25 protein-coding genes are annotated in these 21,723 nt (G+C 65.7%); 12 read left to right on the forward strand and 13 right to left on the reverse strand.

The window, feature by feature from the left end:
- Positions 1–106: 106 nt before the first annotated feature.
- Together BLV47_RS18345 and BLV47_RS18355 are read left to right on the forward strand one after the other, a co-directional pair.
- The gene (locus tag BLV47_RS18345; protein ID WP_092315888.1) at positions 107–1,162 is read left to right on the forward strand and encodes a permease; all 1,056 of its coding nucleotides are present in this window, start codon (positions 107–109) and stop codon (positions 1,160–1,162) included.
- A gap of 398 nt (positions 1,163–1,560) precedes the next feature.
- A complete protein-coding gene (locus BLV47_RS18355) occupies positions 1,561–1,902 on the forward strand; it encodes a DUF6124 family protein (protein WP_092315890.1) in 342 nt (113 codons plus the stop codon).
- A gap of 52 nt (positions 1,903–1,954) precedes the next feature.
- Here BLV47_RS18355 and mnmH read toward each other — a convergent pair whose 3' ends face one another.
- The 3 genes from mnmH to BLV47_RS18370 are packed head-to-tail and all read right to left on the reverse strand — an operon-like array spanning position 1,955 to position 4,492.
- Positions 1,955–3,055: a tRNA 2-selenouridine(34) synthase MnmH gene (gene mnmH / locus BLV47_RS18360; protein WP_092315892.1), complete on the reverse strand. Its 1,101-nt coding sequence runs from the start codon at positions 3,053–3,055 to the stop codon at positions 1,955–1,957.
- A complete protein-coding gene (selD, locus tag BLV47_RS18365; RefSeq protein ID WP_092315894.1) occupies positions 3,055–4,089 on the reverse strand; it encodes a selenide, water dikinase SelD in 1,035 nt (344 codons plus the stop codon). The genes mnmH and selD overlap by 1 nt, the downstream gene beginning before the upstream one ends.
- 43 nt (positions 4,090–4,132) lie before the next feature.
- Positions 4,133–4,492 (reverse strand): nuclear transport factor 2 family protein, encoded by a 360-nt coding sequence (locus tag BLV47_RS18370; RefSeq protein WP_092315896.1) that lies wholly within the window; start codon positions 4,490–4,492, stop codon positions 4,133–4,135.
- A 258-nt stretch (positions 4,493–4,750) separates the two neighbouring features.
- Here BLV47_RS18370 and BLV47_RS18375 point away from each other — a divergent pair, with 258 nt between their 5' ends.
- Together BLV47_RS18375 and BLV47_RS18380 are read left to right on the forward strand one after the other, a co-directional pair.
- Entirely contained in the window at positions 4,751–5,707 is a 957-nt protein-coding gene (locus tag BLV47_RS18375; protein ID WP_092315898.1) for a nucleoside-specific channel-forming protein Tsx, read from the forward strand.
- 107 nt (positions 5,708–5,814) lie between these two features.
- Positions 5,815–6,843: a purine-nucleoside phosphorylase gene (locus BLV47_RS18380; protein WP_092315900.1), complete on the forward strand. Its 1,029-nt coding sequence runs from the start codon at positions 5,815–5,817 to the stop codon at positions 6,841–6,843.
- A gap of 107 nt (positions 6,844–6,950) precedes the next feature.
- Here BLV47_RS18380 and BLV47_RS18385 read toward each other — a convergent pair whose 3' ends face one another.
- From BLV47_RS18385 to BLV47_RS18395, 3 genes are all read right to left on the reverse strand, one after another.
- The gene (locus tag BLV47_RS18385; RefSeq protein ID WP_092315902.1) at positions 6,951–7,907 is read right to left on the reverse strand and encodes a quinone oxidoreductase family protein; all 957 of its coding nucleotides are present in this window, start codon (positions 7,905–7,907) and stop codon (positions 6,951–6,953) included.
- A gap of 40 nt (positions 7,908–7,947) precedes the next feature.
- Positions 7,948–8,121, reverse strand: coding sequence for a DUF1427 family protein (locus BLV47_RS18390; protein WP_016965498.1), 174 nt, complete (start codon positions 8,119–8,121; stop codon positions 7,948–7,950).
- Positions 8,122–8,325: 204 nt separating this feature from the next.
- Positions 8,326–9,099: an AraC family transcriptional regulator gene (locus BLV47_RS18395; RefSeq protein WP_092315904.1), complete on the reverse strand. Its 774-nt coding sequence runs from the start codon at positions 9,097–9,099 to the stop codon at positions 8,326–8,328.
- Positions 9,100–9,331: 232 nt separating this feature from the next.
- Between BLV47_RS18395 and BLV47_RS18400 the strand changes: the two genes are divergently transcribed.
- Positions 9,332–9,559 carry a DUF6555 family protein gene (locus BLV47_RS18400; protein WP_092315906.1) on the forward strand — a complete coding sequence of 76 codons (228 nt, stop codon included), beginning with the start codon at positions 9,332–9,334 and terminating at the stop codon, positions 9,557–9,559.
- Positions 9,560–9,608: 49 nt separating this feature from the next.
- On the opposite strand, the gene BLV47_RS18405 is transcribed toward BLV47_RS18400, so the two are convergent.
- Complete coding sequence (locus tag BLV47_RS18405; protein WP_016965497.1) at positions 9,609–9,779, reverse strand: metallothionein; 171 nt, start codon at positions 9,777–9,779, stop codon at positions 9,609–9,611.
- 232 nt (positions 9,780–10,011) lie between these two features.
- Here BLV47_RS18405 and glcD point away from each other — a divergent pair, with 232 nt between their 5' ends.
- The 3 genes from glcD to glcF are packed head-to-tail and all read left to right on the forward strand — an operon-like array spanning position 10,012 to position 13,784.
- Positions 10,012–11,511 (forward strand): glycolate oxidase subunit GlcD, encoded by a 1,500-nt coding sequence (gene glcD, locus BLV47_RS18410; RefSeq protein WP_092315908.1) that lies wholly within the window; start codon positions 10,012–10,014, stop codon positions 11,509–11,511.
- Positions 11,511–12,575, forward strand: a complete 1,065-nt coding sequence (gene glcE, locus BLV47_RS18415) for a glycolate oxidase subunit GlcE (RefSeq protein WP_092315910.1) — start codon at positions 11,511–11,513, stop codon at positions 12,573–12,575. The genes glcD and glcE overlap by 1 nt, the downstream gene beginning before the upstream one ends.
- A 3-nt stretch (positions 12,576–12,578) precedes the next feature.
- Positions 12,579–13,784 carry a glycolate oxidase subunit GlcF gene (gene glcF, locus BLV47_RS18420; protein ID WP_092315912.1) on the forward strand — a complete coding sequence of 402 codons (1,206 nt, stop codon included), beginning with the start codon at positions 12,579–12,581 and terminating at the stop codon, positions 13,782–13,784.
- 31 nt (positions 13,785–13,815) lie between these two features.
- On the opposite strand, the gene BLV47_RS18425 is transcribed toward glcF, so the two are convergent.
- A complete protein-coding gene (locus tag BLV47_RS18425; protein WP_092315914.1) occupies positions 13,816–14,310 on the reverse strand; it encodes a DMT family transporter in 495 nt (164 codons plus the stop codon).
- A gap of 2 nt (positions 14,311–14,312) precedes the next feature.
- A complete protein-coding gene (locus tag BLV47_RS18430) occupies positions 14,313–14,738 on the reverse strand; it encodes a DMT family transporter (protein WP_244168939.1) in 426 nt (141 codons plus the stop codon).
- A 191-nt stretch (positions 14,739–14,929) separates the two neighbouring features.
- Between BLV47_RS18430 and BLV47_RS18435 the strand changes: the two genes are divergently transcribed.
- On the forward strand, positions 14,930–15,862 hold the full coding sequence (locus tag BLV47_RS18435) for a LysR family transcriptional regulator (protein WP_092315918.1): 933 nt from the start codon (positions 14,930–14,932) through the stop codon (positions 15,860–15,862).
- A gap of 99 nt (positions 15,863–15,961) precedes the next feature.
- Here BLV47_RS18435 and BLV47_RS18440 read toward each other — a convergent pair whose 3' ends face one another.
- Positions 15,962–17,287 (reverse strand): Nramp family divalent metal transporter, encoded by a 1,326-nt coding sequence (locus BLV47_RS18440; RefSeq protein WP_092315920.1) that lies wholly within the window; start codon positions 17,285–17,287, stop codon positions 15,962–15,964.
- Positions 17,288–17,444: 157 nt separating this feature from the next.
- Between BLV47_RS18440 and BLV47_RS18445 the strand changes: the two genes are divergently transcribed.
- The gene (locus BLV47_RS18445) at positions 17,445–17,906 is read left to right on the forward strand and encodes a thiol-disulfide oxidoreductase DCC family protein (protein ID WP_092315922.1); all 462 of its coding nucleotides are present in this window, start codon (positions 17,445–17,447) and stop codon (positions 17,904–17,906) included.
- A gap of 18 nt (positions 17,907–17,924) precedes the next feature.
- Here the strand turns inward: BLV47_RS18445 and BLV47_RS18450 are convergent, their stop codons facing one another.
- From BLV47_RS18450 to folE, 3 genes are read right to left on the reverse strand one after another with little or no spacing between them, the layout of a single operon-like run.
- On the reverse strand, positions 17,925–18,458 hold the full coding sequence (locus BLV47_RS18450; protein WP_092315924.1) for a DUF3833 domain-containing protein: 534 nt from the start codon (positions 18,456–18,458) through the stop codon (positions 17,925–17,927).
- 24 nt (positions 18,459–18,482) lie between these two features.
- Complete coding sequence (locus tag BLV47_RS18455) at positions 18,483–19,010, reverse strand: chalcone isomerase family protein (RefSeq protein WP_092315926.1); 528 nt, start codon at positions 19,008–19,010, stop codon at positions 18,483–18,485.
- A complete protein-coding gene (folE, locus tag BLV47_RS18460) occupies positions 19,011–19,571 on the reverse strand; it encodes a GTP cyclohydrolase I FolE (RefSeq protein ID WP_016963769.1) in 561 nt (186 codons plus the stop codon).
- A gap of 423 nt (positions 19,572–19,994) precedes the next feature.
- Between folE and BLV47_RS18465 the strand changes: the two genes are divergently transcribed.
- Together BLV47_RS18465 and BLV47_RS18470 are read left to right on the forward strand one after the other, a co-directional pair.
- Complete coding sequence (locus BLV47_RS18465) at positions 19,995–20,777, forward strand: hypothetical protein (protein WP_092315928.1); 783 nt, start codon at positions 19,995–19,997, stop codon at positions 20,775–20,777.
- Between the two features lie 97 nt (positions 20,778–20,874).
- Positions 20,875–21,651, forward strand: coding sequence for a helix-turn-helix domain-containing protein (locus BLV47_RS18470; protein ID WP_092315930.1), 777 nt, complete (start codon positions 20,875–20,877; stop codon positions 21,649–21,651).
- Positions 21,652–21,723 lie beyond the last annotated feature (72 nt).

Consider the following 21,723-nt stretch of genomic DNA (forward strand, 5'->3'; position numbering starts at 1 on the left):
GCGGCTACAGGCGCATGTCGCAGGTTGAGAAGTGCTCATCGGTTCGCGGCGCGCCGGCGCCAGCGGCTACAATTCGCGCTTATTGTCTTTGTGCGGAATTCCCTTCATGTCCAACCTCGCCCCCACCCAGCCCGCTCGCGGCTGGGCGTTCTGGTGCAAACCCCTGCTGTTCCTGATCATCGCCGCGGTCGGCCTGTATTACGTGAAGTGGTCGCCCTACTACCTCAAGGCCTTTGTCGCCGCCGACAGCCACAGCATTGGCGCGTCGATCCTCAACGACCAGCAAAGCTCGCCCTGGAGCGCGGCCCTGGCCTATTCCCAGGTGTACTTCCTGGCCATCTGGAAGGCGGCGGTGCTGGCGGTGATCTTGGGTTCCTTGCTGCAGGTGCTGATCCCCCGGGATTGGCTGCTGCGCCTGTTCGGCCGCGCCGGCTTCGGCTCGACCCTGCGCGGCGGGCTGTTCGCCTTGCCGGGCATGATGTGTTCCTGCTGCGCCGCGCCGGTGGCGGCGGGTCTGCGCCGGCAGAAGGTCTCGGTGGGCGCGGCGCTGGCGTTCTGGATCGCCAACCCGGTGCTCAACCCGGCGACCCTGGTGTTCATGGGCTTTGTTTTGGGCTGGGGCTTTTCCGCCTTGCGCCTGGTGGCGGGCATCGTCCTGGTGCTGGGCGTGTCGCTGATCGCACAACGCATCGCCGGCCCGGAAAAACTGCCGGAAGCTGCGGTGGACGCGGTGGTTGAAGCCAGCACGCTGAACGATCAGCCGTTCCTGCTGCGCTGGGGCAAGACCTTGTGGCAGTTGTTCTGGAGCACCATCCCGATCTACATCCTCGCCGTGCTGGCGCTGGGCGCGGCGCGGGTCTGGCTGTTCCCGCACATCGACGGCGCCATGGGCGACAGCCTGTGGTGGCTGGTGCCTCTGGCGATTGCCGGAACCCTGTTCGTGATCCCGACGGCGGCGGAAATCCCCATCGTCCAGACCATGATGACCCTGGGCCTGGGCACCGGGCCGGCAGTGGCCCTGCTGATGACCCTGCCGAGCATCAGCCTGCCGTCGCTGCTGATGCTGCGCAAAGACTTCGATGCCCGGGTGCTGGTGACCGTGGCCGTGCTGACCATGCTGGTGGGGATTGTCTGCGGCCTGATTGGTGCGGCGGTGCTGTAGAACCCTGTTTATTGTCTTGAAACACATTGGTCAGGGAATGCCGCTCCCGAAACCAGAGTTTTCGCTTTGTTTTGTAAGGCTTGTCCGAGAGAATCGCCAACGCCTTTGAGCGGCTTGTGCCCTTGGTTTTCGTCAGGCAGTCTCCCCCGGTCGCTGCACCATGAGCGACTCGGATGTGGAAGTCCGGAAGGGTCATAGGTACAACGCTTCAACGCGCCTGCCGACGCTTTGCGCCTGCGGATACGTGTTATGGCGGCCATGCGTGGGGCACCTTCGGGTGCGCCGGGTTTTGGGTACCAAAAGACTCCCCGGTCTTCCACACCCACGCACGGCTGCCACCCTCTCGTGTGGAAGCGAGACCGGCGGCTCTACTTAACCTTAGAGTCGTAGGTACCCCAATGAAAAAGCTCGTCCCCGATCCACCCCGCCCACTACGCGATCCCGAGCTGGATCGCGCCAACGCCAACCTGCTCGCCGCACTGAAACCTACCCAGGCCCGCCCGTTCGGCCTGCGCGATGCCCAGGGCAATGCCCTGTTCAGCGTGCAAGCTGGGGTCAATGCCGAAGAGGCCCTGCTGCACGTCGCCCTGCTGCTCAAGTGCGCCGAGGAGGTGTCCGATGAAATCACCGAGCGCGCCAGCGGCATCGAACGCGGCCTGATCTGGTCCATGGTGCATTCCGTGGAAATGGCCCGGGCCGTGGTCGAGGCCTTGCTCGACCGTCCACGCCCTGCCGGCTGACGCCTGCGAATACCGCGCGCTCGGGTGCTGCGAGCGCGCGGTTGATTGAGCGCTAGCGCGATGGCGGCTGGCGCTGGCGCAGGTAATCGAGCACGGCGGCGTGGTCGCCCACGAATTCGATGCGCGCGCCCTTGCTCTCGCGCTGGTAGGCGTACATCGGGTCGTAGTATTCACCCAGAAGGCCTTCGATCCAGGCCCGATGCAGTTCCACGTCGCCGCTGCGCAGCTGTTCGGCCAGGGCCGCTTCCATCAGCAGCAACAGGCGCTGGTGACGCTCGCCCCCCAGGCGCTTGTGGATCTTGTTCAGGCTTTCCAGCAGGCGTTCGGCAAACAGGGCGAAACCTTCTTCGCCGTGCACCGCAACGAACTCGGCGCAGAGGTTAACCACGTAGTCGTCGAGGATGCGCTGCACCCGGTTGGCCAGGCTGTCTTCCAGCCAGACCATGGGGAACCCCTGCATGCCCTGGTGCAGCGACAAGGGCAAGGCGCAGCTGCCGATCATGCGGTTCTCGTCTTCGAGGACAAAAGCCCGCACCCCGCGATGGCGCTTTTTCAGCAGGTCCACCGCCAGGCGGTTTTCAAAATCGATGTTGCTCGGCTGCCCGGTGGCGCGGCGGCCAAAGCTGGAGCCGCGATGGTTGGCGTGGCCTTCCAGGTCCAGGGCGTTGTCCAGTTGGCCCAGGAGTTCGGTCTTGCCGGTGCCGGTCATGCCCCCCAGCAGGACGAAATCGCACTGCTGCACCGCCTGTTCGGTGGTGTCCAGCAGGAAGCTGCGCATGGCCTTGTAGCCGCCGCCGACTCGCGGGTAGTCGATGCCTGCTTCCTTGAGCCATTGCTGGACGATCTGCGAGCGCAGGCCGCCACGGAAGCAGTACAGCAGGCCATCGGGATGGGCCTTGGCAAACTCGGCCCAGGCCTGGACGCGCTGGGCCTTGATGTCGCCGGACACCAGTTGATGCCCAAGCACGATGGCCGCCTGCTGGCCCTGCTGCTTGTAGCAGGTGCCGACCCGCTGGCGTTCCTGGTCGGTCATCAGCGGCAGGTTGAGCACCCCGGGAAAGGCGCCCTTGATGAATTCGATCGGCGCCCGGGTGTCCATCATCGGCCGGTCGTTGAGGAAGATCTCGCGGTAATCGGTGCAGTCCACGGACATCAGAACACCTCGACCGCGTGACTCTGTCGCTCTACCAGCTCGCCAATCGGCGCCAGTTCCAGGCCCAGCTCCGCCGCCAGGGCGAGGAACTCGGCATTGCCTTCAGGCGTCACCGCCACCAGCAGGCCGCCGCTGGTCTGTGGGTCGCAGAGCACGCGTTTGTGCAGCTCCTGGATTCGGCCGATTTTCTCGGCGTAGCTGCTGTAGTTGCGCAAGGTGCCGCCGGGCACACAGCCCTGGTCCAGGTAGTACTCGACCCCCGGCAGGCGCGGCACGCGGTCGTAGTGAATCTGTGCGGTGAGGCCGCTGCCGTCGGCCATTTCCACCAGATGCCCGAGCAGGCCGAAACCGGTGACATCGGTCATCGCGGTCACCCCTTCGAGCTTGCCAAAACGCGCGCCGGGCTTGTTCAGGGTGCACATCCAATCGCGGGCCAGGCCGATGTCGGCGTCGCGCAGCTTGCCCTTTTTCTCGGCGGTGGTGAGCACGCCGATCCCCAGGGGTTTGGTCAGGTACAGCAGGCAACCGGCGGTGGCGGTGTCGTTGCGCTTCATGAAGCGTTTTTCCACCAGCCCGGTCACCGCCAGGCCGAAGATCGGCTCCGGCGCGTCGATGGAATGGCCGCCGGCCAGGGGAATGCCCGCCGCGTCGCACACCGCACGGCCGCCACGGATCACTTCCCGGGCGATTTCCGGGGCCAGCACGTTCACCGGCCAGCCGAGAATGGCGATGGCCATCAGCGGATCGCCGCCCATGGCGTAGATATCGCTGATGGCGTTGGTGGCGGCGATGCGGCCGAAGTCGAAGGGGTCGTCGACGATGGGCATGAAAAAGTCGGTGGTGGAGACCACCCCGCGTTCTTCATCAATGGCGTAGACCGCCGCGTCATCGCGCGAGGCGTTGCCGACCCACAGCTTGGGGTCGAGGTTCTGTGCCCCGCTGCCGGCCAGGATCACCTCCAGTACCTGGGGGGAAATCTTGCAGCCGCAGCCGGCTCCGTGGCTGTACTGGGTCAGGCGAATCGGCTCGCTCATGGGGCACCTCGTCAAGTCTGGGACCGGGATTCTAGCAGAGCCCTCAGGCACTGGGCCGAGGTGTGCCCTGGTGGAACAGCATCTGCCAGCGCCCTTCGCGGCAGCGCCACAGCGAACTGCGCCAGGCGCTGCTGGCCGCGCGTCCGCCAGCTGCGGCGTTATTGCACAGGTAGGTGACCTGGGCCAGATCGGGCGCCAGAGGCAGCAGCGAAAACTCACTGATACGGCGCTCGATAAACACCTGCTGGGGCAGGCTTTGCAGCACCTGGGCCTTGTTCCAGCGCCCGCCACTGGCACCGAACTCGAAAAAGTCGTCGGCCAGCAAGGCGTCCAGCACCTGGCGATCGCCACGAACCTCCGCCTGTTGCAGGCTGGTTTCCAACTCCAGCAAGACTTTATGCAAAGCCGTGCTCCACCTCAGCAGAAAAATCCAGCGCCGGACTTTAGCAGCGCCCCGCTTTTGCGCACACCACCCCCTGCCCGGGCACTTTTTTTACTGGAGCACCATCTTCCGAGGCGTTTCCGGTTGTTTTTCAACTGCCTATTTCAAGTTGGTACGTCATGTGCAAACGTTTGCGGGTTGCAATTTTGTGGGTGTTCGCCACCGCCATGCGCGAGAGCGGACATCAGGGACTTCACACCGCAAGAACAGGGACTTTCCATGCACAACCGCTTCCCGCGTTTCGTTTTCCGTCGCCGATGGGCTGTTTCCCTCGGGCTGGCCGGCGTTACGGGTCTACTCAGCAGCACCGCGCTGGCCCAATCGCCCCCGCCGGACGAGTCGGCCCAGGGCGAAAGCCTCAGCAGCGACGTACAGCCGGCCAAGCCCGGGGCCTACCTCTCCGACTGGTACAACCAGGACCTGATGCTGATCGGCAGCAAGGACATCAGCTTCGGCCCGCGTCCGGCGGACGACGTCTACCTGGAATACGAATACTTCGGGCGCAAGGGCCCCTTCGAGCTATATGGCTACATCGACCTGCCGAAGATCCTCGACATCGGCAACAGCCACGACAAGGGCATCTGGGACCACGGCTCGCCGCTGTTCATGGAGCATGAGCCGCGGATCTCCATCGACTACCTGGCCGGCCGCAGCCTGGCCATCGGTCCGTTCAAGGAGTGGTACGTGGCCTTCGACTGGATCTACGACCACGGCAGCCGCACCGCCAACCGGGCCAATACCCTGTACAGCGGCCTGGGCACCGACATCGACACCCATTCGCGGGTCAGCCTCTCGGCCAACTTCTACGGCCGCTACCAGTGGGAAAACTATGGCGCCAGCAATGAGTACTCCTGGGACGGCTACCGCGCCCAACTGAAGTACATCGTGCCCATCGACACCTTCAGCAACGGCGCCTCGCTGACCTACATCGGCTTCACCAATTTCGATTTCGGCTCCGACCTGCACAAGGACAACCCGGCGCGCACCGCCAATGCCACGGTGGCCACCAACGTGCTGCTGTATTCCTTCACCCACCTGCGCTTCACCCTGGTGGGCCGCTACTTTCACAACGGCGGCAACTGGGAGGACGGCAGCGTGCTGAACTTCGGCGATGGCGAGTTCCGCGCCCGCTCCAATGGCTGGGGCTATTACGCCGGGGTCGGCTATCAGTTCTAGGAGCAGTTGCAAGCGGCAAGCTACAAGCGGCAAGTCAGAGCAGTGCGATGAATTGCCATCTGTATCAGGCAGGATAAGCGCCGGTTAACGGCAGTCATGGAGGTTGTATGCGTGGGATTAAAAAGGGTTCGTGGGTATTGGGTTTGGGCGCGCTGATGGTCAGCGGTGCTTGGGCCAATGAGGCGCCGATCAGGCCCAAGGTGGTGCTGATCAGCATGTTCGCGCCGGAAGCGCAGCACTGGATCGAGCGCCTGGAGCTCAAGCGTGAGATCCGCCTGCCAGGGCTGGCGGCGGAGTATCCGGTGATTCGTTGCAACGACCGGGAGGTGTGTCTGCTGACCACCGGCATGGGCCAGACCAATGCCGCGGCCTCGACCCTGGCGCTGGCCCTGTCGCCGAAGTTCGACCTGCGTAAAAGCTATTTCCTGATTGCCGGGATCGCCGGCATCAGCCCGCACCACGGCACTATCGGCACAGCGGCCTGGGCCCATTACCTGGTGGAATTCGGCACCCAGTGGGAAATCGATTCGCGGGATGCGCCCAAGGGCTGGCCTACCGGCTACCTGGGGATCAACACCAAGAGCCCGGATGAAAAGCCGCCCCTGGACTACAAGACCGAGGTCTTCGAACTGAACCCCAAGCTCCAGGCCAAGGCCTTCGCCCTGAGTCATAAGGTGAGCTTGAGCGAGAGCAAGGAATCGGCGGCCTGGCGCCTGAAATACCCCAAGGCCCCGGCCAACCAGCCGCCGGTGGTGACCCGCTGCGACACCCTGGCGGGCAACACCTGGTTTTCCGGTACTCGGCTGAGCGAGCGGGCCGAGGTCTGGACCCGCCTGCTGACCGACAACAAAGGCACCTACTGCACCACCCAGCAGGAAGACAACTCCACCTACGAAGCCTTGCTGCGGGCCAGCCGCGAGGGCCTGGTGGACATCCAGCGCCTGGCGGTGCTGCGCGCCGGCTCCGACTTCGACCGCCCGGCGCCGGGGGCCAGCGAAGTGGACAACCTGCTCAAGTACGCCGACCAGGGTGGCTTTGTCCCGGCCCTGGAGAACCTGTATCGAGCCGGCAACCCACTGGTGCAGGACATCCTCGACAACTGGTCGGCCTGGGAAACAGGCGTCCCCGAAGCCTGAACCCCCAACCCCACCCCCCGTAGGAGCCGGCTTGCCGGCGAAGGCGGTCTCAGGGGCCTCTCCGCTGGCAAGCCAGCTCCTACGGGGCGCAGGCGCATCGTGGGTGCTCAGGGGATGAGGATGACCTTCTCGCCGCGCCCCTGGTTCACTTCGGCGTAGCGCTCCAGGCCTTGCTCCAGGGGCGATTCGACCAAGCCTTCCGGCAGCGGCAACTGGCCTTCGTCGAAGTAGCGGCCGAACTGTTCCAGCATCGCCGCGCACGCCTCGACCCCGTACAGCAGCGAGTTGATGCCCACCACCGAGCCGCCCTTGCGGTACAGGGCCAGGGCCGGCAGTTGCACCTGACCGTCCAGCGGCGCGGCAATGATGGCGATGCGGCCAAAGGCGGCCAGGGCCGGCACCGAGGCCGGTAGCCAGAAACCGGTGGTGTCGAAGATCACCTCGGCACCGCCGGGGTGCACCTCCTCCACCTGGGCCGCCAGGGTTTCCGGCTGCTCCAGATGCAGGGTCGGGTAGCCCTGGGCTTCAAGCGCCTGAACCTGCTCCGCCCGCCGCGCCGCCGCCAGCACCCGGGCCCCGCGCACCTTGGCCAGGGCCAGGGCCGCCGTGGCTACCGCACCACCGCCGATCACCAGCAGTCGGGTGCCGGTGGTCACACCGCTGCGCTCCAGGGCATCCCAGGCGGTGGTGTACGGCACCCCGAGGCTCGCGGCCTGGGCAAAGCTCAGGTGCCGTGGCTTGCGGGCCACGCCCTTGGCCGCCAGCACGACATATTCGGCATGGCTGCCATCGGCAAAGAACCCCAGCTCCTTGCCGGTGCCCCAAACCTCCTGACCGATCAGCTCGGCCGGGCCCTGCTCCACCACTCCGGCGAAATCCCGCCCGGGAATCCGCGGCAGCGTGGTGTAGGGAAAGCGCCCAAGCACGTTCTTCACGTCGCTGGGGTTGAGGCCCGCGGCCTGGATGCGGACCAGGACCTGGCCGGCGCCCGGCGCCGGTGTGGCAAGGTCCACCACCTGCAGGGCGGCAAGATCACCGGTTGCGGAAAATTGCAGTGCTTTCATTGTCGGTTCCATGGGTCAGGGGGAAAGAAAAAGTGCCTGTTCAGGACAGCCAACTGCTCAAGAGCTGACGCCCCAGCGGCCACAACTGCTCGCCGCCGAGCATGCCCAACAGGCCCACCAGGGCAATGGCCGGCGGTGCCGGGGAACGCACCTGCAAGGCGCCGTACAGCAGGCCGACCAGCAGACCGGCGGCCAGGGAAATCAGGTAGTTCATGTCGCGCTCCAGAAGCCGTGGCATCCGTGCCGGGGTGATGTGGCGTGTGCGACAAAGTCTAGGTGGCGAGCGCTTGCGGCATCGGTCAAGTGCTTCAGGATTTCGGCCAAAGCGAAACCCGGGCGGTCGCTTGGCTGGCGTCCGCCTGATACACCTCGTGGGCTCTTTGGATCTTCGCGTCGTCTTCGCAGCCTGCGACAGCGGCTACACCTGGCTCGCGGCGGCGTACTGGGAAGGCGCGACACCCAGTTCGCGACGGAACATGTCGCTGAAACTGCCGGGGGAATAGCCCAACTCGCGGGCAATGCGGCTCACCGGTACGCCCTGGATCAGCTCCGCAGCCGCGGTGGCCAGTTGCACCTGCCGCCGCCATTCGGCGAACCCCAGGCCCAGCTGTTCCTTGAACAGCCGTGCCAGGGTACGCACGCTGGCCCCCGCCGCGTCGGCGTGCTGTTCAAAGGAAATGGCCAGGGACGGCGCCGCCATCACCGCCTGGCACAGGCTGCTCAGGCGCCGGTCGGAGGCGTCCGGCAGGGCAATCTTCAACAGCGAGCGGCGGGCCCTGCGCAGTTCCAGCAGGGCCAGCCCCACCAGCGCCTCGTAGTACTCCGGCTGCGGTGGGTCGAGCTCCACCAGGCGCACGATGAGCTCGCGCAGCAGGTTGTCCACCTGCAACACCTGGACGCCGGGATCCAGGGTCGCCGCCAGGGACGGGCGCAGGTAGATATTGCGCATCTGCAAATCGCTGACCACGCGAATCCCGTGGCTGACCCCAGGGGGCAGCCAGACCGCGCGCTGCGGCGGCACCACCAGGGCCTCCTGGGGTGTCTCGACCCACATCACCCCGCTCATGGCGTAGAGCAACTGGCCCCAGTCGTGCTGATGGGGCTCGATGAACAAGCCGCGCGGATACGTACGCGCCAGGGGTTGCACCGGGATCGCGGGGTCACTGAGGTCGGGAGGTGTGGCGAGGGCCATGGCAAGGTCGCGGCAAGTCGGCGGGCGCCCATGGTAACCAGCCACCGTGGATGCCGCCAAGCGGCGCCGCGGCCCGCATCCACACGGGGCTCAAGCCCGCAGCCCGGCCCTGGCACCCTGGCGGCGAGCGCAGCCTCGGAAGATGACCGTCGGTAGCCCGGCGGGACAATTCGAGTGAATTTTTCCGCCACGCCAGAATCACTAAGGCATCACAGGGAGGAATAACGGCTTTATGAATAACGCAAAACTTTTCGTCATCGAATACACCCTCCACGGCGCGCCCAAGTCCTTCATCATCCGCCAGGAAAAGATGGACAACGCCGAGGCCTGGCACTGGGCCAGTTGCGACGCAGGCGTGGGTCGGATCGGACGTTTCGGCCGTGAACGGGTGAAGAAGACCAGCAAGCCCATGGCGGAAAAACTCGGCATCGAGAACGTCACCTGGCGCCCTTCGGTCTAGGCCCTGCCGGTGGGGGTGGAGCTCTGGGGCTCCACCCGCCACAGCCGCGTCAACCGTGGGCGCCCTTGGCGCATTTGCAGCCCTCGGTGGAAGCGCAAGGTTCACCGTGGGCGTGATGGTCGGCGCACGCCTGGCAGCAGTAGTGCTTACCGTGACGGACAATCGAATGGGCTCCAAGCTTGCAGGTGCAAGCCGGACAGGCACAGGTTTGATTGGACATGGCAGTGTTCCTCGTGAACGGCCTTCTGATGAGACCCGAACAGCGCAGCGCCTGAAACAGCGGCGCGCAGCGCAGGGTTCGAGCACTTAAAAAGGTTAGGCCAATCCGCGCCCCTCACCCGGCCACGAGCGACTAAAGTGGTTCAGCCAGCGCAAGCGCGGACGGACGGACACCAGGCCCGCTGATGCTGCTGTCGCGACCTGATAAAAACCACACAAGGTCCCCAGTCGCCATGACCATGCTCTACGACGAACGCCTCGACGGCGCCCTGCCCGAAGTCGACCGCCAGGCCCTGATCCAGGCTCTACGCCAAGAACTTCCGGAACTGGAACTGCTGGACCAGCCAACCCAGCTCAAGCCCTACGAGTGCGACGGCCTCAGCGCCTACCGCAGCACGCCGATGCTGGTGGCCCTGCCCCGGCACCTGGATCAGGTGCAACGCATCCTGCAGATCTGCCATGCGCAACGGGTGCCGGTAGTGGCCCGGGGCGCCGGCACCGGCCTGTCCGGCGGCGCCCTGCCCCTGGAGAATGGCCTGCTGCTGGTGATGACGCGCTTCAAGGACATCCTGCAGATCGACCCCGCCGCGCGTTGTGCCAGGCTCCAGCCCGGGGTGCGCAACCTGGCGATATCCCAGGCCGCCGCGCCCTTTGGCCTGTACTACGCCCCCGACCCGTCTTCGCAGATCGCCTGCTCGATTGGCGGCAACGTCGCGGAAAACGCCGGCGGCGTGCACTGCCTGAAATACGGTCTGACCGTGCACAACCTGCTCAAGGTCGAGATGCTCAGCATCGACGGCCAGCCCCTGACCCTGGGCAGCGAGGCCCTGGATTCGCCGGGCTTCGACCTGCTGGCGCTGTTCACCGGCTCCGAGGGCCTGCTGGGGGTGATCACTGAGGTCACGGTCAAGCTGCTGCCCAAGCCGCAGATCGCCAAGGTGCTGCTGGCGGCCTTCGACTCGGTGGAAGCCGCCGGCCGCGCGGTGGCCGAGATCATTGCCGCGGGGATCATCCCCGGCGGCCTGGAGATGATGGACAACCTGGCGCTGCGCGCCGCCGAAGACTTCATCCACGCCGGTTACCCGGTGGACGCCGAAGCCATCCTGCTGTGCGAACTGGACGGCGTGGAAGCCGATGTCCACGACGACTGCCAGCGGGTGCGCCAGGTACTGCAACGAGCCGGCGCCAGCGAGGTGCGCCAGGCCCGCGACGAAGCCGAGCGCGTGCGCTTCTGGGCCGGGCGCAAGAATGCCTTCCCGGCGGTGGGGCGCCTGGCGCCGGACTACTACTGCATGGACGGCAGCATTCCCCGGCGCCAGCTACCAGAAGTGCTGCGGGGCATCGCCCGCCTGGCCGACGAGCACCAGTTGCGGGTGGCCAACGTGTTCCATGCCGGCGACGGCAACATGCACCCGCTGATCCTGTTCGACGCCAACCAGCCCGGCGAGCTGCAACGGGCCGAGGCCCTGGGCGGCAAGATCCTCGAACTGTGCGTGGCGGTGGGCGGCAGCATCACCGGCGAACACGGTGTGGGCCGGGAGAAAATCAACCAGATGTGCGCCCAGTTCAACCACCACGAACTGAACCTGTTCCACGCCATCAAGGCAGCCTTCGATCCCCACGGCCTGCTCAACCCCGGAAAGAACATCCCGACCCTGCAGCGTTGCGCGGAGTTCGGCGCCATGCACATCCACCACGGGCAACTGCCCTTCCCCGAACTGGAGCGCTTCTGATGAGCACGGACAGCGACTTCGATGCCGTAGAGGCGTTGCTGGAGCAGGTGCGCGACGCCCTGCAGAACAACACCCCGCTGCGTATCCAGGGCGCCAACAGCAAGGCCTTTCTCGGCCGTGAATGCGCCGGGGAAATCCTCGACACCCGCAGCCATCGCGGCATCGTCAGCTACGACCCCACCGAGCTGGTGATCAGCGTCCGAGCCGGCACCCCGCTCAGCGAGTTGCACGCCACCCTGGAGGCCGCCGGGCAGATGCTGCCTTGCGAGCCGCCATCCTTCGGCGCCGGCGCCACCGTCGGCGGCATGCTCGCCAGCGGCCTGTCCGGGCCGCGTCGGCCCTGGGCCGGCGCGGTGCGGGATTTCGTTCTCGGCACCCGGATCATCAGCGGCAGCGGCCAGCACCTGCGCTTTGGCGGCGAGGTGATGAAGAACGTCGCCGGTTATGACCTGTCGCGGCTGATGGCCGGCAGCTACGGCTGCCTGGGGCTGATCACCGAAGTCTCGCTGAAAGTCCTGCCCAAGCCCCGGCAATGCCTGAGCCTGAGCCTGGAAATGGACCGCCAGCGCGCCCTCGCGCAACTGGCCGAATGGGGCCAGCAGCCCCTGCCGATCAGCGCCGCCTGCCATGACGACGAGCGCCTGCACCTGCGCCTGGAGGGCGGCGAAGGCTCGGTGGCGGCGGCCCATGAGCGCCTGGGCGGCGAGCCCCTGGAGGCGGGCTACTGGAGCCTGCTCAATGAACAGCAACTGGCGTTCTTCGACCCTGGCCCGCCGCTGTGGCGCCTGTCGCTGCCGCACAACACGCCGCTGCTGGCCCTGCCCGGCGAACAACTGCTGGACTGGGGCGGCGCCCAGCGCTGGCTGAAGACCGATGCCACGGCCGCCGAGATCCGCGCCGCGGTCAGCGCCGTCGGCGGCCACGCCAGCTGCTACAGCCACGGCCTGCAGGACAGCCCGTTCCAGCCCCTGGCGCCGACCCTGCTGCACTACCACCAACGGCTCAAGGCGCAGCTGGACCCGCAAGGGATCTTCAACCCCGGCCGACTCTACGCGGAGCTCTAGACCATGCAGACCACCCTCAGCCCCGAAGCCCGGCAACTGCCCCGGGCCGCCGAAGCCGAGCGCATCCTGCGCAGCTGCGTGCACTGCGGCTTCTGCAACGCCACCTGCCCCACCTACCAGTTGCTGGGCGACGAGCTGGACGGTCCGCGAGGCCGCATCTACCTAATCAAGCAGGTGCTCGAAGGCGCCCCGGCCACCTCCCAGGCCCAGCAGCATCTGGACCGCTGCCTGACGTGTCGCAACTGCGAGAGCACCTGCCCGTCCGGGGTCGACTACCACAACCTGCTGGACATCGGCCGCGCCGTGGTCGACGCCGCTGTACCCCGCCCCGCCGGCCAGCAACTGCTGCGCCATGGCCTGCGGGCCCTCTGCGCCAACCCGCAGCTGTTCAAGGCCCTGATCCAGGGCGGCAGCCGCCTGCGCCCGCTGCTGCCCCAGGCGGTGCAGGACAAGCTGCCGCGCCAGTTGCCCACGGCCAAGCCGCGCCCCGCCCCACGGCATGCGCGGCGCGTGCTGTTGCTCGAAGGTTGCGTGCAGCCGGGGTTGTCGCCCAACACCAATGCCGCCACGGCGCGGGTCCTGGATCGCCTGGGCATCAGCGTGCAACCGGTCGACGCGGCCGCTTGCTGCGGCGCCGTGGACTATCACCTGAACGCCCAGGACACCGGCCTGCAGCGCGCCCGGCGCAACATCGACGCTTGGTGGCCGTACCTGCAACAGGGCGCCGAGGCGATCGTCCAGACCGCCAGCGGCTGCGGCGCCTTCATCAAGGACTACCAGCACCTGCTGGCCCATGATCCGGCCTACGCGGCCAAGGCCCGGCAGGTCAGTGCCCTGGCCCGGGACCTGGTGGAAGTGCTGCGCGACGAACCCCTGGAACAGCTCGGCGCCCACAGCGAACAGCGTCTGGCCTTCCACTGCCCCTGCACCCTGCAGCACGCGCAAAAGCTCGGCGGCGCCGTGGAAAGCCTGCTGCAACGCCTGGGCTTCCACCTCACCGCCGTGCCCGACAGCCACCTGTGCTGCGGCTCGGCGGGCACCTATTCACTGACCCAGCCAGCGCTGGCGCGACAACTGCGGGACGACAAGCTGCGGGCCCTGGAAAGCGGCCGGCCGGACCTTATCGTCACCGCCAACATCGGCTGCCAGAGCCACCTGGATGGCGCCGGCCGCACCCCGGTCCGCCACTGGATCGAAGTGCTGGACTAAGCGGCAAGCGGCAAGCTTCAAGCTTCAAGCTTCAGGCTTGCGGCTTGCGGCTTGCGGCTTGCGGCTTGCGGCTTGCAGCTTGCAGCTTATGGCTCCGATACATGAACAGCAGCGCCAGGGCCAGGCACAGCATCGCCAGCAGGCGGTTGGACGACAGCTCGATGGCCGGGTTGCCGAACCAGCCGAAGTTATCGATCAGCATGCCCATGCCCAACTGCCCGAGAATCACCGCCACCGTGGCCACAGCGGCGCCCACCCGCGGCACCGCGCCGACCATCACCAGCATGTAGACCACGCCGAACAAGGCGCCACAAAGCTGCCATTTCGGCGCCTGAAGCAACGTCATGGCCTGGGGCGGCTGGAAAAACACAATCAGCAACCCGGTGATCAGGGCGCCCACGGCAAAGGTCAGCAGGCTGCTGCGCAGCACCCCGACGCTTGCTCCCAGGCGGCCATTGATCGCCGCCTGCACACTCAGCAGCGCACCGGCGGCCACCACCACGACCAGCAATAGAAACAGATTCATCTTCAACCTCGGGCCATCAGGATCAGTGCGACGACAATCAGCGCCAGGGCCAGCCCGCGCTCGGCATCGAGCGGTTTGCGGGCACTGCCGAACCAGCCGTAATGGTCGATCAGCACGCTTTTGCCGACCTGCCCGGAGAGGATCGCGATCATGGTCATGGCAATGCCGATATGGGGCGTGGCCAGGGTCAGCACCACCACGTAGATCGGCCCCAGCACCCCGCCGAGCAACTGCCAGCGCAGCAACTGGCTCAGGGCCGGCCCCGGCTGTGGACCGCTGAACAACAGCAGCAGAGACAACAGCGCTGCACCCACGCCGAAGATGCTCAGGGTGGCCCACAGATGCCCGACCTGAGCGCCCAGCGGACCGAGCAGACCGGCCTCCACCGACAGGCCCATGCCGGCCAGGATCACCAGCGGCAAGAGCATCAGGCGCTGCCAGCCGGCGCGGGATTCAGTGACCGGCGCCAGGTTTGGCAGCGCGGGTTCGACAACATCGGAAGACATGCAACACCTGCCTGAGATCAAGAAACGGCGGGCATTATCGATTGCACGAGCTTTGCGATAAATGCCAGCATGCTGACAACTCTTTTGCGTAAAACGCACAGCAGGATTCCTCCATGCAAGGCTTCAACGACCTCGGTTTCAAGGCCCTGCGCCTGTTCATCGCGGTGCTCGACCAGGGCAGCTTCTCGGCCGTGGCGCGCCGCGAGGGGCTGGCGCCCTCGTCCATCTCGCGGCAGATCCAGCTGATGGAACAGGCCCTGGGCCAGCAGTTGCTCTATCGCCACACCCGCGCCGTCAGCCCCACCGAGGCCGGGCGCCTGCTGGGCCACCATGCGCGGCGGGTGCTAGCGCAATGGGAAGAAGCCGAACAGGCGCTGCAGGAACAGCAGGACGAACCCGCCGGGCTGGTGCGAATCAACGCTCCGGTGGTGTTCGGCCAGCGGCACCTGTCGCCCTGGCTTGGCGAACTGCTGGGCCGCTACCCCAAGCTGCAACTGGACATCCAGCAGACCGACAACTACATCGATCCCTTGCAGGACGGCACCGACCTGCTGTTTCGCATCGGCACCCTGGAAGACTCCTCGATGCAGGCCCGCCTGCTGGCCCCGCAGCGCTACCGGGTGGCGGCCAGCCCGGCCTACCTGGCGCGGCATGGCACACCGCAACACCCGGAACAGCTACGAGGGCACCAGTGCCTGGCCTACAAGGGCGAGAGCGGCCAGCAGCGCTGGTTCTTCCGCCAGGGGCGGGAAGACTGGACGCCCTACAGCGTCAAGGGCCCGCTGACCGGCAACCACGCCGACACCCTGACCCAGGCCGCCGAACAGGGCCTGGGGCTGGTGATGTTTCCTTCCTGGCTGATTGGGCAAGCCCTGCACCAGGGCCGCCTGGTGGCGCTGTTCGAAGACTTCGAGGTGGCCACCAGCCTCGAACCGCAACAGATCGCCGCCCTGTGGCCCGGCAGCCGCCGGCTGTCGGTGAAAGTGCGTACCGTGATCGACTTCTTCGTCGAGAAATTCGGCCCCGAGCCCTATTGGGATCGCTAACGCGATCAGCTGCAAGCTGCAAGCTGCAAGCTGCAAGCTGCAAGCTGCAAGCTGCAAGCTCAAAGCATGGCGCGGATGGCTTTAGCTTGCAGCTTGCCGCTAGAAACTTGCCGCTGCTTCGACCAGAAGCCAGGCATTGGCCGCGCTGATGATGGCGAACAGGCTCCAGGCGAGGAGCCGGGTCGGCCAGCGGTTGACGAATTCGCCCATCAGGCGCCGGTCGTTGGTCATGCGGATCAGCGGATACAGGGCAAACGGCAGTTGCAGGCTGAGCACCACCTGGCTCAGCACCAGCAGTTGGCCCACGGCGCCCTCCCCCAGCAGCCAGACGCCGATGAACGCTGGAATCAACGCCAGGCCGCGAGTGATCAGGCGTCGCTGCCAGCAGGGAATCCGCAGGTTCAGGTAACCCTCCATGATCACCTGCCCGGCAATGGTCCCGGTGAAGGTCGAGCTCTGCCCCGAGGCCAGCAGCGCCACGCCGAACAGCACGCTGGCCAGGGCCCCGCCCACCAGCGGGTCGAGCAGGTGGTAGGCGTCCTGGATCTCCACCACGTCGCTGTGGCCGGTGTTGTGGAAGGCCGCGGCGGCAAGGATCAGGATCGCCGCATTGACCAGCAACGCCAGGGCCAGGGAGCCTATGGTGTCGATCCGCGCCAGCTTGATGGCGTCGGCGCGGCTGGCCCGGTCCTGGCCGATCAGCCGGGTCTGCACCACCGAGGTGTGCAGGTACAGGTTGTGCGGCATCACCGTGGCGCCGAGGATGCCGATGGCCAGATACAGGGGCGCAGCCTCGCTGATGGCCGAAAGCGAGGGCGTGAAGCCCCGCGCCACGTCCGGCCAGTAGGGCTTGATCAGCAGCAGTTCAATGAAGAAACACACGCCGATGGTCGCCACCAGCGCCAGCATGATCGCCTCCAGCCGGCGAAAGCCGCGGTTCTGCAGGGCCAGCACCAGCAAGGTGTCGAAGGCGGTGATGACGATCCCGGTGCTCAGGGACACCCCCAGCAGCAGGTGGAACGCCAGGGCGCAGCCCAGCACTTCGGCCAGGTCGGTGGCGATGATCGACACCTCGGCCGCCAGCCATTGGACCCGGGCCGAACGCCGGCTGTAACGCTCCCGGCACAGTTGCGCCAGATCGCGGCCCGTGGCGATGCCCAGGCGCGAGCACAGGCATTGCACCGCCATCCCCGCCAGGCTCGCCAGCAACACCACGAACAGCAGGTTGTAGCCGTAGCGCGAACCGGCCTCGATGGCCGTGGCCCAGTTGCCCGGGTCCATGTAGCCAATGGAAATCAGCAGCCCCGGGCCGGCAAAACGCAGCAGGCGCTTGAACAACGAGGCACGGGGATCGACGGATACGGAACCGGCCACTTCCGGCGGACAAAAGGGCGCTGTAGCGATTTTTGGCAGGCTGAATTTCACGGGGATTTCCACGACGGATTGGAGCAAGGGCCCAGCTTAGAGGTTTCAGCCCGGGCACCCAAGCCTGAATTTTCACCCTGAAGGCGAGTATGCTGCTGCCACTCCAGACCCTTGCGACGCCTGCTGCAGGCATCGATTTCCCGCCCAAGGTGGCCCCGTGAACAGCGCTGCGACACCCCCCGAACCCGACACCCTGCCCCCCTTCCTGCACCCCGGCGACCGGGTCCTGCTGTTCGATGGAGTGTGCAAGCTGTGCAATGCCTCGGTGCAGTTCGTGATCCGCCACGACCGCCAGCGGCGGATCAAGCTGGCGTCGATGCAATCGCCCCAGGGTCAGGCCCTGCTGCAGTGGTTCGGCCAGCCCACCGAGCAGTTCGACAGTGTGCTGCTGATCGAAGACCAGGGTCTGTCACAACGCTCCGAAGCCTTTATCCGCCTGATGGCGCAACTGCCCGCGCCCTGGCGCTGGCTGCGCCTGCTGCGCTGGGTCCCGCGGCCGCTGCGGGACTGGGTCTATGACCGCATCGCCGGCAATCGCTACCGCTGGTTCGGCCGCCATGAGGTATGCCTGTTGCCGAGCCCCGAACATCGCGGGCGCTTTCTCGACGATCCGTCCTGAGGCCCGGGGCGAACGCCGTCAGTTGGGCTGGCGGCGGAAAAACAGGCTGACCTGCCCCAGCTCGAAACCGAACTTGGTCATGTAGGACCGATTGGCCAGGGTGTTTTCGTCCAACAGGTACATCCAGTCGTCGAAGTGCACCTGATAGGTCTTGCCGTCCACCGGCAGGTTGAGCACGTAGCGCCAGCGCAAGGCATTGCCGGAGACTTCGCCCAGGGCCTCGCCGACCACATCGTCGGCGGTGCCGCGCCACAGGCCGGGCCCCGCCGGGACCAGGGTCCAGACCCGGGTCTGGCGGGTGCCGTCGCTGTAGGTGAAGTCCTCGTGCATGATGAATTTCTCGCCCTCGCTGCGGCTGTCGATCTGCACGTGGAAGCGCTTGATCACCTCGCCTGAGCGCTTCTGGAACAGCCCCCAGGCCTCAACCCGGCCACTGAAGAACTGCCGCAGTTCCAGCTCGGGTTTCTGCTCACGGTACTGCTTGACGTCGGTGTCGCTGCAGGCGACCAGACCCAGGCCGAGGCACAGCAACAGCAAGTATTTCTTCAACATGGAGCATCTCCTGTGCTGCGCCGGCTATTGGCCCAGCAGTTTTGCGCGCAGCTGCGGATTGCGCGTGCGCGGGTCGAGCCAGATGGCGAAAAACGCTCGGGCGAAAGCTTCGTCCTCGACCCTGTACTGCAAGCGCTGGTCGACAAAGAACTCCACCCCGCGTCCGGGCAGGAACACCCCGGTGATGCGCTGGCCCGGTTCGACATCGACAAAGGCGCGCTGCATCTGCGCCTGCCAGTCCTTGAGTTGCGCCGGGCTCACCGCGGCACCGGACAGGCGCTGGATCTCGTCGAGGCTGGTCTGCACCAGATCGCCGCGGCTGATCGTGCGCCTATAGGTCAGCTCCAGGGCGAAGGGGCTGTCGTCCGCCAGCGGCAACGCCCTGCCCCAGAGCCGCGCGTTGTAGACCTTGAAGCCGAACCAGCTGAACTCGCCACTGCCCAGCAGCCGGGCATCGGGCAGCGACGCCTGCCAGCCGGCGCTGGCGCCGGCACTGAGCAGCACCAGCAGCCACAGCCACCGGGCCACCCGCCATCGCCGGATGCGCTTCATTCAAGGCTGCCTGCGCAACAGTTGGAGAAACTCCTGGCGAGTGCTGGCGGACTCGCGAAAGGCCCCCAGCATTACCGAGGTGTTCATCAGCGAATTCTGCTTTTCCACCCCGCGCATCATCATGCACATGTGCCGCGCCTCGATGACCACCGCCACCCCGGCCGCCCGGGTCACTTCCTGGATCGCCTCGGCAATCTGCCGCGTGAGGTTCTCCTGGATCTGCAGGCGTCGCGCGTACATGTCGACGATCCGCGCCACCTTGGACAGGCCCAGCACCTTGCCAGTGGGGATGTAAGCCACGTGGGCCTGGCCGATGAAGGGCAGCAGATGGTGTTCGCACAGGGAATACAACTCGATGTTCTGGACCATCACCATCTCGTCGCTGGTGGAGCTGAACAACGCACCGTTGACCAGTTCTTCGAGGCTGGTTTCGTAACCATGACACAGGTAACGCAAGGCCTTTGACGCTCGCTGCGGAGTGTCCCGCAGGCCTTCGCGCGAGGGGTCTTCACCCAGGCCCTGGAGGATGCCGTGAAAGTGCTGAGATAGAGGATCGTGCATGGCGCATGGGTTCCGAAAAGCCGGCGAGGCGGGCAATTCCTTGCACGTGCCGAGGAAAAAAAGAGCACCGAGGTGGCCGACCACACGACTGACCCAGCCCCGGTTCCACCCGGGCCTTACCTCGGAGCCCCAAAAGTGTGGAAAGCAACCACCTACCCCTGAAAGGACTGAGCAGGCACTCGCACATTCCACCCTTGAAAACCTATACGACAATTCTAATTTTGTACAATTTTTATCAATAAAAAACGCCTTAAACGCCTAAATACTTGTACAAAACCGCATTTAATCGATTCAAAACCTTTTCGCTGTACAAGAAAAAAGCGCCACCTTCCTCCGCTACCGGCCGCTTCCCTGTCAGCAGATACGCGCCAAAAGCCGCGCTGGATGCTAGCGTGGCGCACCGTTCATCCACCGAGTGCACGCATGCTGCTGTTAAAACTGCTGACGGTTCCCGGATTCCTCTGGTTGATCTCCCTGGCGAGCAGGCGCTGGGGACCGAATGTCGCCGGCTGGCTGGCGGGGTTTCCGGTGGTGGTGGGCCCGATCCTGCTGTTTCTGGCCCTGGAGCAAGGCAGCGCTTTCGCCACCCATGCGGCGGGGGCGGCCCTCTCGGCATTGCTGGCGATGATCGCCTTCAGCGTCGCCTACACCCACGCCGCGCAGCGCCTGGCCTGGCCCGGGGCCCTGGCCGTGGCCACACTGGTCTGGGCCGTGCTGGCCACAGCCATAACTCAGGTGCCGGCCTCGCTGGGCTTGTCCGTGGCCTGTGCCGCCAGCGCCCTGCTCCTGGCGCCGCGGCTGTTTCCCCGGGTTGGCGAGCTGCCCGCCGCCCCCGCGCCGCGCTCCGACAAACTGCCCTACCGCATGCTCGCCGGGGCCTTGCTGACCCTGGCGGTGACCCTGCTGGCCAGCACCGTTGGCGAACGCTGGAGCGGCATGCTCGCGGTGTTTCCGGTGCTCGGCAGCGTGCTGGCGGTGTTCTCCCACCAGAGCCACGGCGTGGCCTTCACCATAGTGCTGTTGCGCTCCCTGACCACCGGCCTGTATTCCTTTGCGGCGTTCTGCCTGGTGCTGGCCCTGGCCCTGCCCACGGTGGGAATGCTCGCCTTTGCATTGGCAGTGGCGGTGTCGATGCTGGTGCTGGGTTTGAGCAAGCGCCTGTTGGCGCGAAACACCCTCGGCACCGTCGCTGGGCGACGTCCTTGAAGCGCAAATAAACCGGCACTAGGCCTCGGCATCCAGAGGCTGGCGCCGAGCTCGGACACTCATGCATCATGCGTCGTCAGTTTTGTGGAAGCGTGCGATGAGCCACATAGCAACCCCAACCGCTTCATTGGCCTTGCGATCCTACTCAGCCCAGATTGAGCTGCATGCGCACGACTATCACCAGATCGTGCTGCCGCAATCAGGCGCCATGGAGATAGAGGTCGATGGCCGTGGCGGCAGAGTCGACTGGAGCCAGGGCGTGATCATCCCGGCAGGTTGCCCTCATGCCTTTTCCGCCAGTACCGCCAACACTTTCCTGGTTCTTGATGTCGCGCTTTCATCGCCCCGTGCCCAAACGTTCGAAGCTGAAACCATCAAGAGACTCAACGAAAAAAGCTTTTTTCCGGTAAGGCCGGAGATTCGCCACCTGCTTGATTACGCAACACGCAGCGCTCCATTGCTGACCAGTTCGCCTGAGGTGGCTCAATCCTGGAGTACCTTGCTGATGTCGACCCTGGTCCAGCCCCACAGCCACTCCCCTGATCACGGGCAATTGACCCTGGCCCGGGCCCTGACCCATATCGAAAACAACCTGGGCACCGCTCTGACCGCCTCTGAAATCGCCCGAATGTCAGGCACCAGCGAACGACGCTTGTACCGACTCTTCGAGCAGCACCTGAAAACCACGCCTTTTGCCCATGTCACTCGTCTGCGCCTGGACCTGGCCATGGACCTGCTGCGCGACACTCGACTGTCGATCACGGACATTGCCCATCGAGCGGGTTACGCCGACCAGAGCGCCTTGAATCATGCGCTGAAAAAAAACCGCAACCTGACACCCGCATCGGCCCGAAGATCCTGCGCAACCGACTGAAACGTGCAGCCTGGAACAAGCAATAGGCAGCCCACGCCAATACCCGAGCGAGCGGATTTTCTATCATGCCCG

Origin of the sequence: Pseudomonas saponiphila, from assembly GCF_900105185.1 — a bacterium.
Taxonomy (GTDB): Bacteria; Pseudomonadota; Gammaproteobacteria; order Pseudomonadales; family Pseudomonadaceae; genus Aquipseudomonas; species Aquipseudomonas saponiphila.

Bases quoted from the DNA above. Each gene is read 5' to 3' on its own strand.
- BLV47_RS18355 (WP_092315890.1), top strand. From the start codon at position 1,561: ATGAAAAAGCTCGTCCCCGATCCACCCCGCCCACTACGCGATCCCGAG.
- glcF (WP_092315912.1), top strand. From the start codon at position 12,579: ATGCAGACCACCCTCAGCCCCGAAGCCCGGCAACTGCCCCGGGCCGCC.
- folE (WP_016963769.1), bottom strand. From the start codon at position 19,571: ATGCACGATCCTCTATCTCAGCACTTTCACGGCATCCTCCAGGGCCTG.
- BLV47_RS18395 (WP_092315904.1), bottom strand. From the start codon at position 9,099: ATGGCCCTCGCCACACCTCCCGACCTCAGTGACCCCGCGATCCCGGTG.
- selD (WP_092315894.1), bottom strand. From the start codon at position 4,089: ATGAGCGAGCCGATTCGCCTGACCCAGTACAGCCACGGAGCCGGCTGC.
- BLV47_RS18390 (WP_016965498.1), bottom strand. From the start codon at position 8,121: ATGAACTACCTGATTTCCCTGGCCGCCGGTCTGCTGGTCGGCCTGCTG.
- glcD (WP_092315908.1), top strand. From the start codon at position 10,012: ATGACCATGCTCTACGACGAACGCCTCGACGGCGCCCTGCCCGAAGTC.
- BLV47_RS18375 (WP_092315898.1), top strand. From the start codon at position 4,751: ATGCACAACCGCTTCCCGCGTTTCGTTTTCCGTCGCCGATGGGCTGTT.
- BLV47_RS18385 (WP_092315902.1), bottom strand. From the start codon at position 7,907: ATGAAAGCACTGCAATTTTCCGCAACCGGTGATCTTGCCGCCCTGCAG.
- BLV47_RS18405 (WP_016965497.1), bottom strand. From the start codon at position 9,779: ATGTCCAATCAAACCTGTGCCTGTCCGGCTTGCACCTGCAAGCTTGGA.
- BLV47_RS18455 (WP_092315926.1), bottom strand. From the start codon at position 19,010: ATGAAGCGCATCCGGCGATGGCGGGTGGCCCGGTGGCTGTGGCTGCTG.
- BLV47_RS18450 (WP_092315924.1), bottom strand. From the start codon at position 18,458: ATGTTGAAGAAATACTTGCTGTTGCTGTGCCTCGGCCTGGGTCTGGTC.
- BLV47_RS18435 (WP_092315918.1), top strand. From the start codon at position 14,930: ATGCAAGGCTTCAACGACCTCGGTTTCAAGGCCCTGCGCCTGTTCATC.
- glcE (WP_092315910.1), top strand. From the start codon at position 11,511: ATGAGCACGGACAGCGACTTCGATGCCGTAGAGGCGTTGCTGGAGCAG.
- BLV47_RS18380 (WP_092315900.1), top strand. From the start codon at position 5,815: ATGCGTGGGATTAAAAAGGGTTCGTGGGTATTGGGTTTGGGCGCGCTG.
- BLV47_RS18430 (WP_244168939.1), bottom strand. From the start codon at position 14,738: ATGCTCTTGCCGCTGGTGATCCTGGCCGGCATGGGCCTGTCGGTGGAG.
- BLV47_RS18470 (WP_092315930.1), top strand. From the start codon at position 20,875: ATGAGCCACATAGCAACCCCAACCGCTTCATTGGCCTTGCGATCCTAC.
- mnmH (WP_092315892.1), bottom strand. From the start codon at position 3,055: ATGTCCGTGGACTGCACCGATTACCGCGAGATCTTCCTCAACGACCGG.
- BLV47_RS18400 (WP_092315906.1), top strand. From the start codon at position 9,332: ATGAATAACGCAAAACTTTTCGTCATCGAATACACCCTCCACGGCGCG.
- BLV47_RS18425 (WP_092315914.1), bottom strand. From the start codon at position 14,310: ATGAATCTGTTTCTATTGCTGGTCGTGGTGGTGGCCGCCGGTGCGCTG.
- BLV47_RS18345 (WP_092315888.1), top strand. From the start codon at position 107: ATGTCCAACCTCGCCCCCACCCAGCCCGCTCGCGGCTGGGCGTTCTGG.
- BLV47_RS18465 (WP_092315928.1), top strand. From the start codon at position 19,995: ATGCTGCTGTTAAAACTGCTGACGGTTCCCGGATTCCTCTGGTTGATC.